General features: G+C 66.7%; 8 protein-coding genes. 4 read left to right on the forward strand and 4 right to left on the reverse strand.

Annotated elements, in window-relative coordinates:
* Positions 1–41: 41 nt before the first annotated feature.
* The 4 genes from ACGHX3_RS01200 to ACGHX3_RS01215 form a co-directional block, all read right to left on the reverse strand.
* On the reverse strand, positions 42–2375 hold the full coding sequence (locus tag ACGHX3_RS01200; protein WP_394696103.1) for a family 20 glycosylhydrolase: 2334 nt from the start codon (positions 2373–2375) through the stop codon (positions 42–44).
* Positions 2376–2475: 100 nt separating this feature from the next.
* A complete protein-coding gene (locus ACGHX3_RS01205; RefSeq protein ID WP_394696104.1) occupies positions 2476–5256 on the reverse strand; it encodes a TonB-dependent receptor in 2781 nt (926 codons plus the stop codon).
* A gap of 227 nt (positions 5257–5483) precedes the next feature.
* Positions 5484–8210, reverse strand: a complete 2727-nt coding sequence (locus ACGHX3_RS01210) for a TonB-dependent receptor (RefSeq protein WP_394696105.1) — start codon at positions 8208–8210, stop codon at positions 5484–5486.
* A gap of 139 nt (positions 8211–8349) precedes the next feature.
* Complete coding sequence (locus ACGHX3_RS01215; RefSeq protein WP_394696106.1) at positions 8350–9384, reverse strand: glucokinase family protein; 1035 nt, start codon at positions 9382–9384, stop codon at positions 8350–8352.
* Positions 9385–9760: 376 nt separating this feature from the next.
* Here ACGHX3_RS01215 and ACGHX3_RS01220 point away from each other — a divergent pair, with 376 nt between their 5' ends.
* Genes ACGHX3_RS01220 through nagA form a run of 4 tightly spaced genes read left to right on the forward strand, consistent with a single transcriptional unit; the run spans position 9761 to position 14332 of the window.
* A complete protein-coding gene (locus ACGHX3_RS01220; RefSeq protein ID WP_394696107.1) occupies positions 9761–11080 on the forward strand; it encodes a sugar MFS transporter in 1320 nt (439 codons plus the stop codon).
* Positions 11081–11091: 11 nt separating this feature from the next.
* Complete coding sequence (locus ACGHX3_RS01225; RefSeq protein ID WP_162335950.1) at positions 11092–12159, forward strand: LacI family DNA-binding transcriptional regulator; 1068 nt, start codon at positions 11092–11094, stop codon at positions 12157–12159.
* Entirely contained in the window at positions 12156–13190 is a 1035-nt protein-coding gene (locus tag ACGHX3_RS01230; protein ID WP_394696108.1) for an SIS domain-containing protein, read from the forward strand. The genes ACGHX3_RS01225 and ACGHX3_RS01230 overlap by 4 nt, the downstream gene beginning before the upstream one ends.
* A complete protein-coding gene (gene nagA / locus ACGHX3_RS01235; protein ID WP_394696109.1) occupies positions 13187–14332 on the forward strand; it encodes an N-acetylglucosamine-6-phosphate deacetylase in 1146 nt (381 codons plus the stop codon). Before ACGHX3_RS01230 ends, nagA begins: the two co-directional genes overlap by 4 nt.
* Positions 14333–14334 lie beyond the last annotated feature (2 nt).

Genomic DNA, 14334 nt, shown 5'->3' on the forward strand with positions numbered 1-14334 from the left:
GCCGGGACATGCCCGGCTCTTTCCCCGGTATCGCGGTCGCGTCAGCGCGGTTGCAGCGTGATGCGGTCCAGCACCCACATCTGCGGACGCGTGTCGCCGGTGAAGCGCACGCACAGGTCCTGCTTGCCGGTGGTGCCGGCCGGCAGCGGGGCGTCCAGTTCGAGGAAGCCATCGGCGTTCGGCGCGGCCGGCAACGGCACGGTCGCCAGCGTGTGGCCCTTGCAACCGCCGCCCAGGATTTCCAGTTCGCCCAGCGGGGATTTCGCCGCCTCGAAGGTGCGGGCCGGTTCGTCGTGGGCCAGCTGGAAGTAGTACGGGATGCGGCCCGCACGGACCTTGATCGACGCGATCCCCTCCAGGTCGGCCTGGTTCCACTGCCAGCACGGATAGAAGATCGTCGCGTTGAAGATCGCGCGCTCGCCTTCCAGCGGGCCATCGTCTTCCAGGCGCAGCAACAGGCGGCCGGCATCCGGGCACACGCCCATCGCCTCGTCGGTGCGCGTCAGCATCGCGGCAGGCGTCAGTTCGAACGTCGACGCCGGTGCCAGCGCACGACCGTCGGCGAACGCGGCGGCACGCACGGTGACCGGCAGCTTCACGTCGAGCGGCGTGGCGAACGTCGGCGAGGCCTGCGTCGGCTCGCTGCCGTCGGTGGTGTAGTGGACCGGATAGTCGAGCGGATTGGACAGCGTGACCTTGGCGGTGCCGGCCTTGCGGTCGTCCTCGGTGGCGATCAGCGGTTCGAAGGGCGTCTTCGCATAGCCCAGGCCGATGGCGTCGTAGCGCTTCAGTTGCGTGGGCAAGCGGGCGATGAAACTAGCGAGATCCTTCTTCGCGGCCGGTGTCCAGCCGGTTTCCGCCACCGCCGCCAGGCGCGGGAATGCGTTGTGCTGCAGGCGGGCGAACGTGCGGGTGTGCTCGGTCCACAGGTTGGCCTGGATGCCGAGGATGTGGTGGCGCTGGCTTTCTTCCAGTTCCTCCGGTACCGGTTCGAAGCCGTACACATCCTGCAGCGTGATCAGTGCAGGGCGGCCCGGCGGCTCGTTCGGCGAGGCGGTCTGCAGGTAGTCCAGGTAGGTCTTGTTGGAGGGCGACATCACCACGTCATGGCCCTGGCGCGCGGCCTGCAGGCCGCCCTCGATGCCGCGCCACGACATCACCGTGGCTTCCGGCGGCAGCTTGGCTTCCAGGATCTCGTCCCAGCCGATCAGACGCTTGCCATGGGTGGACAGGTACTTCTCCAGCCGTTCGACCAGATACCCCTGCAGGTCCATCTCGGTCTTCGCGCCGACCTGGCGCATGCGCGCCTGCTCGCGCGCGGAGGCTTCCCACTGGTCCTTGACCGCTTCGTCGCCGCCGATGTGCACGTAGGTGCCGGGGAAAAGCTGCACCACTTCGCCCAGCACGTTCTCGAGGAAGGTGATCGTCGGCTCTTCGACGTTGACCAGGTTGGGGAACACACCCCATTCGTTCGACGGCACCAGCGGTGTGTCGATCGAGCCGAGCTCGGGATAGGCGGAGATCGCTGCCGTCGCGTGGCCCGGCACGTTGATCTCGGGCACCACGGTGATGTGGCGTTCGGCGGCGTACTTCACCACGTCGCGGATCTGGTCCTGCGTATAGAAACCGCAGTACGGGTGCGGCTCGCCGGTCTTGGGATCCTTGCCGCCGTCGCCCGCGGGAATGCGGCAGCCGCCGATGCCGGTGAGCTTCGGATACTGCTTGATCTCGATGCGCCAGCCCTGGTCGTCGGTGAGGTGCCAGTGCAGCGTGTTGAGCTTGTGCAACGCCATCGCATCGATGATCTTCTTGACGTCCTCGACCTGCTGGAAATGGCGCGCCGGGTCCAGCATGAAGCCGCGCCACGTGAAACGTGGGGCGTCCTCGATATGCAGCGCGGGCAGCGTCACGCGGCCCTTGTTGCCTTGTGTGACCAGTTGCCACAGCGTCACCGCACCGTAGAACAGGCCGCGTTCGTCGTGCGCCTTCACGGTGACGCCGTCCGGTGTGACGTCCAGCGTGTACGCCTCGGGACTGGTTCCTTCCGCGCCCGCCGCTTCAAGCACGAAGCGGATCAGGCCCTTGCCGTCTTCCCGAGTCGTCTTCAGCGCAGGTGCGCCCGCCGACTGCAGGTAGGCGGAAAACTGTTGCGCAACGCGCGTCGCGGCGTCGCCCTCGGCGAACAGGCGCGTGTCGCCATCGATGGCGAAGGTGCCCGCGGACGTCTGCAGGTCGACGGGCGCCGGAATCAACGACGGCGTGATGGGCGTGGAGGCCGCGGCGGCGGCCTCACCGCTCCTGTCCTTGCAGCCGGCCAGGGCGAGCAGGGCGAAGGCCAGTCCGGCCAGGGCGCGATGGGCGATGGGTCGTTTCATCGGTGTCCTCGGTAGCGATGGGCACAGCATGCCCAAAAAAAAGCGGGCCCGGACAAGTCCAGGCCCGTGAGGGAAGCAAAAAACTACATCGGTGGAGAGATCAGAACTGGAAGCGCAGCGAGGCCATGTAGCGGCGGCCGGTGCGGTAGCTGCCACGCACCAGCTTCTCGGTGTTGGCGATGCCCGGCACTTCCGCGTAGGTGTAGTACTCGGTGTCGAGCAGGTTCATGCCATCGATGCCCAGGCTCAGGCGGTCGTTGATCTTGAACGACAGGCTCGCGTCCAGCGAGTCGTAGTCGTCGGTGACCAGGTAGTTGCCGCGGTCGACCTGCGTGTAGTACTTCGAACGCCAGGAGTAGGTGACGCGCGCACTGAAGCGTTCGCCTTCGAAGAACGGGCTGAGGTTGACCTGGCTCTCTGAGTTGAACGGCAGCTGGTCGCCGTTGTCGGCTTCCGCATCGGCGTAGGTGTAGTTCGCCAGCAGGCCGAACCCGTTCTCGAAGCTCTGCTGGAACGCCGCCGAGAAGCCCTGCACACGGGCGCTGCCGGCGTTGCGCGGACGCGAGATGATGAACGTGGTGTCCGTGTTCGTCGACTGGTTGAAATGCACTTCCGGGCTGGTCGTGGACAGGATGTAGTTGGACACATCCTTGTAGAACACCGTACCGGCCAGGATCGAGTTTTCGTTGAAGTACCACTCGGCCGAGAAGTCGTAGTTGTTCGACTCGTACGGATCCAGGTCCGGGTTGCCGCCGCCGCCGGTGAGCGTCTGCGGGCCCAGCCACAGGTAGTTGGACATGTCGCCGTAGTTCGGGCGCGAGATGACCTTGGCTGCCGATGCGCGCAGCACCACGTCGTCCGAGAGGTCGTAGGCGACATTGAGGTTGGGCAGGACGTTGTTGTACTTCTTGCGCACGTTGACCTGCTCGTAGCCGTTCGCCGCGCAGACCGTGCCGGTGGTGCACTGCCAGCCCTGGCTGTTGGATTCGGTCTGGACGAAGCGGACGCCGACGTTGCCGCGCAGGCCATTCCAGCTGTAGTCCGCCTGCGCATAGGCCGCGTTGACGTCTTCGGTCACTGTCCAGGTGTTGGAGACGAACGAAGGGTCGTTGAACGTGCCCGGCTCCGGCATGGTCTGCCACGGAGCCAGCCAGTCGCCGCTGAGGATGTAGTCCGCCAAGGCCCAGCCATCGATGGTGAAGCGGTTGGCGAGGTCGCCGGTGTTGTGGAAGCCGCTCAGGTAGTTGCTCGGCAGGGGGCGCGGATCGAACTGCGAGGCCAGCGCGTTGCCATAACCGGCCACGGTGGCCAGCGACACGCCGCCCATGCGCTGGCCGGTCTCGTGCTCGCGGCGCTTGACGCCGAAACGGATCTGGTAAACCGGCGAGTCCAAGCGGATGCCGAAGTCGGCCTGCGCGTACTTCTCTTCGTCCCAGGTCGGCTTGAACACGATGTTGCCGCCCCAGCCCGGGTTCCATGTCGGCAGGTTGGGGTCCGCACCCCAGCCACCATCCATCTGGAACGCGGAGGGATCGGTGAACGGGTTGGCGCCGCTGAACGTCAGGGTCGGATCGCCGCTGATGTCGTAGGTGTAGTCGGACCAGTTGAGGAACTCGCCGTAGACCTGCCGCCCGGTGCCGCCGGTGGCCTTCGAGCGGCCCACGTGCGCCGAGGCCCACCAGCGTTCGTCGTTCCACGTCGCCTTGAGGTCGTAAGAGTCGGTGTCGACCGTCGCCTGGCGGTTGATCAGGTCGTAGACCACCAGCGCGTTGTCGAACGTGCCGCGGGTGATGACGCCGCCATCCACCGTCACGTCGGTGAGGTTCATCAGGCCGTTCCACGCGTTGCCCATGAAGGCGAACATGGAGTGGCTCATGTTGTCGTAGTCGGCGGACACGTCAAGCGCGTTGAACTCGATATCCAGCTTGTCGGTCGGCTTGAACTGCAATGCCAGAGAGACCGTATCGCGCTTGCGGGTCTGCTCGAAGTAGTGCGCGCTGAGCGAGTTGGGACCCACGGCCGTCAGGTTGTTCTGCAGGGTGGTTTCGCAGGCGCCGACGCAGATCTGCGGCTTGGGCGCGCCCACCGACCAGTCCATCGGGCGATTGTTCACCGAACCACCGCCGCCCTGGCCATCGCGGTAATCGATGCCGCGCACGGTGCCATAGGACTCGATGCCGTCGCGACGGATGCCCTCTTCGGAGGACTGCGCGGTCAGGATCAGACCGAAGGTATCGGCCTGGTTCTTCCATCCGAACAGCACGGATGCCTGCGGGTCGCCGTCCTCGATGCGGTCGTTGTACAGATAGCCGATCTGGCCGGAGATCGTGGTCTTCTCGAGGTCGAGCGGCTTGCGCGTGCTGATGATGACGGTGCCGCCGATGGAGCCTTCGTCGATGTGCGCTTCCGGCGATTTGTAGACTTCCACCTTGTTGACGAGCTGCGGCGCGAGCAGCGAGTAGTTGAAGGTGCGGCCCGGCTGGTCGCTGATGAACCAGTCCGCCGACGCCATCGTCTGCCCGTTGAGCAGCGTGCGGTTCAGGGCGGGATCGGTACCCAGGATGCTGACCTTCTCGCCCTGGCCGAAGGCCTTGTCGATGGTCACGCCGGGAATGATGGTGATGGCTTCCGCGACGTTCGTGGCCGGGAACTTGCCCACGTCCTCGGCGGTGACCACGTCGATGATGGAGTCGGCATCGCGCTTGGTGTCGATCGCCTGCTTGAGGCTTCCGCGGATACCCACGACGACCACGCGGTCGAGTTCGGATGCGTCCGAGGTGCTCGGTGCAGCAGGTGCGGCCGCTTCCTGCGCCTGCGCGTGAACGGCAAAGCCCAGACACGTGACGATGGCCGCGGATAGAACGGTCTTGCGATGCTTCATGATGTCTCTCCCATCATTGCTCGAAGAATATGCGGCCCGGTCCTGCGGCCGCCTGCGATGTACCGGGTGGCGTCCCCACGCCCTGCCCGTGATGCGCCTGTCCCGGCGCTCCCCTGGTCTTTCTCCCATGCCGGCGCGGGGGCGCCGGTATCACGGCGGTGCGCCGTGCGTGTCGCGTTGCAACGCCACCGGCAGGCCTGCGCCTGCCGGTGGTGGTGGTGCGTGGATCAGAACTTGAAGCGGAAGTTCAGGTAGTACTGACGGCCATTGGTATAGAAGGCGTGCGGCAGGTAACCGGGAACCGCATCGTTCTCGGTGTAGTACTTCAGTTTCGGATCGTTGAGGTTCAGGCCGTCCAGGCTGATCGTCAGCCAGTCGGTCGCCTTGAAGCCCAGCGAGGCGGAGACCGTCGCGAAGTCGTCCTGGTAGAAGTTGTCGGTACGGCTGACGCCGGCATAGAACGAACTGCGATAGCTGTAATTGACGCGGGCATTGAAGCGCGCGTTCTCGTACCACGCGGAGAAGTTGTAGGTGTTCTCGGAGGTGCCGTTGAGCGGCTTGCCGCCGTCCGCCTCGCCATCCACGTAGGTGTAGTTGGCGTTGATGCCGAAATTCTCGCCGATCGGCTGCTCGTAGGTCAGCTCCAGACCACGGGCCTTGCCGTTCGAGTTGACCGGGATCGACACCAGGTAGTCGCTGTACACGTCGGTGCCCGCGGCCTGGCTGGCCTGCTGGTCCTTGTACTGGACGACGACGTTGTCGAAGTCGACATAGCCATCCATGTCCATCGAGAACACGCTGGCGGACAGCAGGGCGCGAGGAGCGAAGTACCACTCCAGCGAGGCATCGAAGTTGGTGGAGACCAGCGGGTCGAGGTTCGGGTTGCCGCCGCTGCCTTCGTGTGTCAGGTCGTTCAGCGTCAGCGAGCCAGCCAGCGCCGAGAAGTCCGGACGGGTCATGGTCTTGCTGCCCGACACGCGCGCCACCAGATTGTCGGTCAGTTCGAACTTGAAGTTCACGCTGGGCAGCAGCTCGTTGTAGTCGTTGTTGACCACGACCGGCAGGTAGTCGCCGAAGGCCGAGCCCACAACTGCGCCGGGAATGCCGGAGTTGGGCAGAAGTCCCTGGTTGTAGTGCACGTCCGTCTGCGTACGCACGTAGCGCAGGCCGGCGTTGCCGCTCCAGCGGTCACCACGGAAGTTCAGCTGGGCATAGACGGCATTGATGTCCTCGTTCACGCCGTACACGTCGGAGAAATAGAAGCGCTCCGGGTTGTTGCGGTTGGCGAAGCGGGCATTGATCTCTGCCAGTTGGCCGGGCGTGTAGTACCAGATGCCTGACGGCACGTTGCCGCCCACGCCGAAGTCACCCGGATACGCACCACCCGCACCCGGATAGGCGGTGATGTCCTGCCAGTTGCTTGCCCAGTTCGGGCCCTGGGCGAGCGAGAAGTCGTTGCTGCGCTCGTGCGTGGCGTAGCGGTAGCCGAAATCCAGCGACGACAGCGTGTCGCCGTCGAAGAAGAACTGGCCGTCGGCCGAGGCCCAGTCTTCCTTGTCCAGCACGTCGATGCCCTGGGCGCCGAAGATCCAGCCGCTCTGCGGCAGGTGGTTCGCCGCGGTATTGGTGCCGCCCAGCGACCAGTCGATGGGATTGCTGACGCCGTTCATGCTCCAGCTCGCGCCGGCATTGCCGGCGATGCCGGTTTCCAGCACGTCCTGGGTAGGACTGCTGCCGTTGCCCTTGGTGGAGCCGAGCTGGAAGACGAACTTCAGCGCGTCGCTGGCGTTCCACTCCGCATCGAGTGCGATGTACTTCGACGTCGACTCCGCGCCCGGGCGGGAGATCATGTCGTACACGCCGTAGGGAGTGACGTTGCTGCCGCCGGTCTCGGGAGCGTAGACCGCATTGGTCACTACACCGTTCCGGAGCGTGTAGCTGCTGGGTGCCAGCCTGACGAACTGGCTGGCCCACATCATGTAGTTGCGGTTGTAGTTGTCGGCCTCCAGCTTCGAGTAGAACGCGTTGACGTTCAGGGTCAGGTTGTCGGTGACCTTGGCCTCGATATTGGCCACGCCGCCCTTGCGCTTGCGCACCTGTTCGAAGAAGGCGGCACCGATCAGGTTGGGATACAGGGCGCCCACCAGTTCGGGGTTGCTTATGGACACAGGCGTCGGGGTGACCCCGTCCGCCTCGAACCTGGGGATCGCGCCGTAGCCACCCACCACCTCCTGGCCATCGCGGCGCAGGCTGCGCTCTTCGTTGAACACCTGCACCATGAAACCCGCGGTACGTTCTTCGTTGCGCCAGTTGAGCAACGCATCGAGCTGCGGCTTGGTGTCGCCCGGCAGGTCGGAGTGCACGGCGCCGATCGAACCCTGGATCGTGAGCGGTTCGGCGAACTGCAACGGACGCCGGGTGATGATGTTGACCGAACCGGCAGTGCCACCCTCGACCAGCTTCGCCTCGGACGTCTTGTGGACCACCACGCGGTCCACGATCTCGGACGGATACAGCGAGTAGCTCACGCTGCGGCCGACGTTGCCTACCTGGCTGAGCACGAACCAGTCGCCGGTGCCGATGGTGTGGCCGTTGACCAGCGTCTGGGTGAGGCTGGGATTGGTGCCGCGCAGACTGACGCGATCGGCTTCGTCGAAGCCGCCTTCGCTGGCGCTGGAGGAGGCGATGTTGACGCCCGGCAACTGGCGCAGTGTGTCGGCCACGTTCTTGGCCGGCAGCTTGCCGACGTCTTCGGCGGTGACGACTTCGACGTGGGTGGCGGCGTCGCGCTTGGCGTCGAGCGCCTTCTCGATACTGCCGCGGATACCGGTGACGACCACGGTATCGAGGTCGGTCGCGTCGGGGGCCGTCGCGGCTTCCTGTGCCTGCGCGTGCACGGCCATGCCGAGGCACGTGACGATGGTGGCCGAAAGGATGGATCTGCGGTACTTCATGGTGTCTCTCTCCGATCTGCTTGAGTGTCGGCAGCCATCGCTCGCGCTGTTCCGCCGTGCCTGGTGTCGCGTTGTTCCATCGTCGGCGCGCCAGCCCTGACGTCGCCGCTACCGCATGCGCCTGTATCGGCGCGTGTTGTCACTCGCCCTGCTGGTGTTCCAGGTACCACCGTGCCGCGCCGATCACCCCCAGTTGCCCGTGCTCCACCAGCTTCACGGGAATGCGCTCCAGCGCTTCGCGCATCGATCCCTTGTTGAGGAAGCGCGGCACGAAGCTGCTGCCGATCAGGACATCGCGGATCTTCGGCAGGATGCCGCCGGCGAGGTACACGCCGCCCTGCACGCCGTACAGCAGCGCCATGTCGCCGACCACGCTGCCCAGCAGGCCGCAGAACACATCGAGGCTTTCGCGCGCCAGCGCGTCGTCGCCCGACTGCGCGGCGGCGGTGATCTGGCCCGGGTGGGTGTAGGGCGACGGCGCCACGCCGCGCACAGCGCACAGCGCGGTGTAGAGGTTCATCAGGCCGGGGCCGGACAGCGCCTGTTCGACCGGCACGTGCGTGCGCGTCTTCAGCATCTCGGCGAGCAGCGCCATTTCCAGCGCGTTGCCGGCGGTGAGTGCGGCCTGGCCGGCTTCGGTGGCCAGTACGACGGCGCGCTTGCCGGTGGGGATCCAGACGGCGGCGCCGAGACCGGTGCCTGGGCCGAGGATCAGCGTGGGACCGTGCTTCGGCGCGATGGCCGGTCCGGTCAGCTGCAGTACCTCGCTGGCATCCATCTGCGCGGCGGCGTGCGCCACGGCTTCGAAATCGTTGACCAGGCGGACGTCGTCGAACCCCAGCTGCGTGCGCAGTTCGGCCGGCGACAGCCGCCAGGGCAGGTTGTTGGTGATGACGGTGCCGTCTTCCAGCGCATAACCGGCGCTGGCGATCACCGCGCGCGCCATCCGGGCCGTGCCCAGGGAGGCAAGGAAGTCGGCGACGATGTCGCCCAGGCCGGCGTGGTCGGCGCAGGCGTACTTGCGGTACTCCAGCACGCTGACCGGTTCGCCCGGATCGCGGCTGCCGCGGACCAGGCCGATCCGGACGTGGGTGCCGCCGACATCCGCCGCGATGAAGGCGTCGTGCGCCCCGCTGATGGCATCCGTCGGCATTGGATTGGCTATGGCGACCACACGTCTCCCCACATGTTCGCGGCCGGGACGCAGGCATCCCGATATGGCCGGAGTGTGGAAAGTGTTTGACAACGTTGTCAAGGCTCTGTCATGAAATAGGCGTTCCGCCGGCATGTGGGCGTCGTGAAACGGAAACAATCTCCGTATTCAGCGAGCCATTGCACTCACATATAGCGTTAATTATTGAATTGGAAGGGGGAATCGGGGCAAGTCCTGCGAGACTTGATGCTGCAATGCACGAGGCTGTTGCCATCGATGGGGTGGTTCCAGCGTGGCGATGGCGGCGGCAATACCCGGTTTCACCGATTGGCTTTGACAACGTTGTTCCCGATGCCCGACGCTTTGGCGCCAGGCATCGCCAGTCCAAGGGGATCTCATGACCACCGTCACCGGCTCCAGCCCGTTCCGCTCGCTCGCCATCGTCGGCGTGCTGTTCTTCATCATCGGCTTCTTCACCTGGATCAACGGGCCGCTGATCACGTTCGTGCAGCTCGCCTTCGATCTGGACGAGGTGAACGCCTTCCTCGTGCTGATGGTGTTCTACCTGTCGTACTTCTTCCTGGCGCTGCCGGCGGCGGCGCTGCTCAAGCGCACGGGCATGAAGAAGGGCCTGGCGGCCAGCCTGTTCGTCATGGCGGTGGGTGCGGCGATGTTCGGCGAGTTCTCGACGCAGCGCTGGTACCCGGGCGCGCTGTCCGGCCTGTTCGTCATCGGCGGCGGCCTGGCGCTGCTGCAGACCGCGGTGAACCCCTACGTCAGCATCCTCGGCCCCATCGAGAGCGCCGCGCAGCGCATCGCGCTGATGGGGATCTGCAACAAGGTCGCCGGCATCCTCGCACCGCTCGTGCTCGGCACGCTGGTGCTGCACGGCGTGGGCGACCTGGCCGCGCAGGTCGAGGCTGCGGATGCGGCCGGCAAGGCGGTGTTGCTGGATGCGTTCGCGGCGAAGATCCACCTGCCCTACCTGGTGATGGCGGGGATCCTGGTGGTGGTCGCGACCGGCATCCTGTTCTCGCCGCTGCCGGACGTGAAGCCATCGGAGGCGAACGCAGCGCCGGTAGCCGATGCGGCCGAAGGCGAACGCGGCCTGTCGCGCTTCCCGCACCTGTGGCTGGGCGTGCTGTGCCTGTTCCTGTACGTCGGCGTGGAAGTGCTGGCGGGCGACGCCATCGGCGCCTACGGCAAGGGTTTCGGCCTGTCGCTGGATCAGACCAAGTTCTTCACCTCGTTCACGCTGACGGCGATGCTGCTGGGCTATCTGGCAGGCCTGGTGGCGATCCCGCGCTTCGTCTCGCAGGAGCGCTATCTCGCCATCTCCGCGACGCTGGGCGTGCTGTTCGCACTGGGCGCACTGCTGACCCATGGCTACGTGTCGGTCGGCTTCGTCGCCGCGCTCGGCTTCGCCAACGCGATGATGTGGCCGGCGATCTTTCCGCTGGCGATCAAGGGGCTCGGGCGCCACACCGAAACCGGTTCGGCCCTGCTGATCATGGGCATCGCCGGTGGCGCCATCCTGCCGCAGGCGTTCGCGGTGCTGAAGCAGCACTACGACTTCCAGGCGGTGTTCGCCGCACTGGCCATCCCGGCCTACCTGTACATCCTGTACTACGCCCTGGCAGGGTACCGGGTGGGGATCGCGCGTCGGGCGGCGACGGCCGTGCCGGAACGCGGCATCATGGCGGACTCGCCTCCATGACGGAAACGCCCATGCGCCGACCCACCATCAAGGACGTCGCCGAACGCGCGAAGGTCTCGCTGAAGACCGTGTCCCGGGTCATCAACAACGAGCCGTCGGTGCTGCAGGGCACCCGCACGCGCGTGCTGCACGCCATCGCCGAACTGGACTACGAACCGGACCAGTCCGCGCGCAACCTGCGCAGCGGCACGCCGTTCGTGATCGGGCTGGTGTACGACAACCCCAATCCGTACCACATCATCGGCGTGCAGAACGGCGTGCTGGCGGCGTGCAAGGAAACCGGCTTCGGCCTGCAGATCCATCCGGTCGATTCCACCTCACCTTTGCTGGCGGAGGAACTGGTCGAGTTCGTGCAGCGTTCGCGCCTGGCGGGGCTCGTGCTGACCGCGCCGATGTCCGAGCGCGCCGACCTCGTCACCGCGCTCGCCGCACGCGGCGTGAAGCTGGTGCGCATCATCGCGGCCACTGAAGATCCCGCCGATGGCCTGCCCTGCGTCTACGTCGACGACCGCGACGCCGCCTACGAGATCACCGAGCACCTGATCCAGCTCGGCCACCAGCGCATCGGCTTCCTGTGGGGCGGCCTGGCGCACCGGTCGAGCACCGAACGCTATGCCGGCTACGAGAAGGCGCTGAAGGACTACGGCATCACGCTCGACAAGCACCTCGTGGTGCCCGGCGACTACACCTTCGACGACGGCTTCCGCGGTGCGCGCCGCCTGCTGGCGTTGCGCGAGCCGCCGACGGCGATCTTCGGGTCGAACGATGAAATCGCCGCCGGCGTGCTGGCCGCCGCCAAGTCGGCCGGCATGAACGTGCCCTACGACCTGTCCATCGCCGGCTTCGAGGACAGCCCGTTCTCCAAGCAGTCGTGGCCGCCGCTCACCACCGCCAAGCAGGCGACGCAGGACATCGCCAAGCAGGCCGCGCGCCTGCTGATCGCCGGGCTGCGCACCGACGCCTACGACGACAACCCCACGCCCGTGCACAACCAGGGCTTCGTGCCGCAACTGGTCGTGCGCGGTTCCACCGCTCCGGTCCGCCCACGCGCGGAACGACCTGAACCGCCTTCGACATGACGACCTCGCTTCCCGCTCCCGCCGACACGCTGATGCACCAGGAGGCCGCGCAGGCCTCGGCCATCATCGCCGACCAGTACGCACGCAACGCCGACACGGTGAAGGCGCTGGCCGCCGATCTCCGCCGCAATCCGCCGCCCTTCGTGGTCACGTGTGCGCGCGGCAGTTCCGACCATGCCGCCACGTATGCGAAGTACCTGTTCGAGACGCAGTTGGGCGTGGTGACGGCATCCGCCTCGCCGTCGGTCGGTTCGGTCTACGAGGCCAGGCAGCGGCTGGATGGCGCGCTCTATGTGGTGATCTCGCAGTCGGGCAAGAGTCCCGACCTGCTGCGCAACGCGACGGCGGCGAAGGAGGCCGGTGCGCGCGTCGTCGCCATCGTCAACGTGGCCGATTCGCCGCTCGCGCAGCTGGCCGACACCGTGCTGCCGATGCATGCCGGACCGGAGCGCAGCGTGGCCGCGACCAAGAGCTATCTCGGTTCGCTGGCCGCGATCCTGCAACTGGCGGCGTACTGGAAGGACGAGGCCCCGCTGCACGACGCCACGCTCGCCCTGCCCGACGCGCTTCAGCGTGCCTGGCAGGCCGACTGGTCGCCGCTCACGGAAGGACTGGTCGGTGCGCACAACCTGTTCGTGCTCGGCCGCGGCCTGGGCCTGGCCGCCGCGCAGGAAGCGGCGCTGAAGTTCAAGGAAACCTGCGGCCTGCATGCCGAGGCCTACAGTTCCGCCGAAGTGAAGCACGGGCCGATGGCGCTGGTCGGCCCCGGCTTCCCGGTGCTGTGCTTCGCGCAGCCGGACGAGACCGAGGCCGGCACGCTGGCGCTGGCACAGGAGTTCCGCGGTCGCGGTGCGCAGGTGTGGGTGGCCTCGCGGCAGGGCGATCTGCCGCTGGTCGCTGCACCGCATCCCGCGTGCGCTCCGTTGCTGACCATCCAGAGTTTCTACCGCGCGATCAATGCGCTGGCGCTGCGCCGCGGCCACAATCCAGACGTGCCGCCGCACCTCAACAAGGTCACCGAAACGGTATGAACGCACTGCGTCCCGCCACCGCGCTCTGCAATGCCCGCGTGCTGACGCCCGACGGGTTCGTCGAAGGGCTTGCCGTGCTGATGCAGGACGGGCTGATCGTCGACCTGGTCGCTGTCGAAGCGTTGCCTGCCGATGCCATTCGCCGCGACCTGCATGGCGCAGCGCTCGTGCCCGGCTTCATCGACGCGCAGGTCAACGGCGGCGGTGGCGTGCTGTTCAACAACGCCACCACGGTCGACGCGATCCGCACCATCGCCGAAGCGCATCGCCGCTTCGGCACGACCGGCCTGCTGCCGACGCTGATCAGCGACGATGCCGAGGTGATGGCGCGCGCGGTGGAGGCCACGCGCACCGCCATCGAAGCGAAGGTGCCGGGCGTGCTCGGCATCCACCTGGAAGGTCCGTACATTGCGCCCGCACGCAAGGGAACGCACAACGCCACGAAGTTCCGCGTGCCGGATGACGGCGAAGTGGCGATGGCGACCTCGCTCGACAACGGCGTGACGCTGCTGACGCTGGCGCCGGAGCAGGTGCCGGTGGACACGATCCGCGCGATGGTCGAACGGGGCGCGATCGTGGTGGCGGGTCATACCGCCGCGACGTACGAGCAGATCCGTGCCGGCATCGACGCCGGCGTGTCCGGCTTCACCCACCTGTACAACGCGATGTCGCCGTTGCTGGGGCGGGAACCGGGTGCGGTCGGTGCCGCGCTCGAGGACGAAGGCAGCTGGTGCGGCGTGATCGTCGACGGCGTGCACGTGCATCCGGCCAGCCTGCGCGTGGCGCTCGCCGCCAAGCCGCGCGGCAAGGTCTTCCTGGTGACCGACGCGATGCCGATGGTCGGCTCGGACGATCCCGCGTTCGATCTCTATGGCGAGACCATCACCGCCGTCGATGGCGTGGTACGCAATGCCGCGGGCTCGCTCGCGGGATCGGCCCTGGACATGGCGAGTGCCGTGCGCAACTCGGTGCGCCTGCTGGGCCTGCCGCTGGACGAGGCGGCGCGCATGGCATCGACCTATCCGGCCGAGTTCCTCGGCCTCGGCGACACGCACGGACGCATCGCGCCGGGCTGGCGCGCCGATCTGGTCGCACTGGATGCCGACCTGCGCGTGATCGGTACGTGGATCGGCGGCGAGTGACG

Origin of the sequence: Pseudoxanthomonas japonensis (assembly GCF_043632995.1) — a bacterium.
Lineage (GTDB): Bacteria > Pseudomonadota > Gammaproteobacteria > Xanthomonadales > Xanthomonadaceae > Pseudoxanthomonas_A > Pseudoxanthomonas_A japonensis.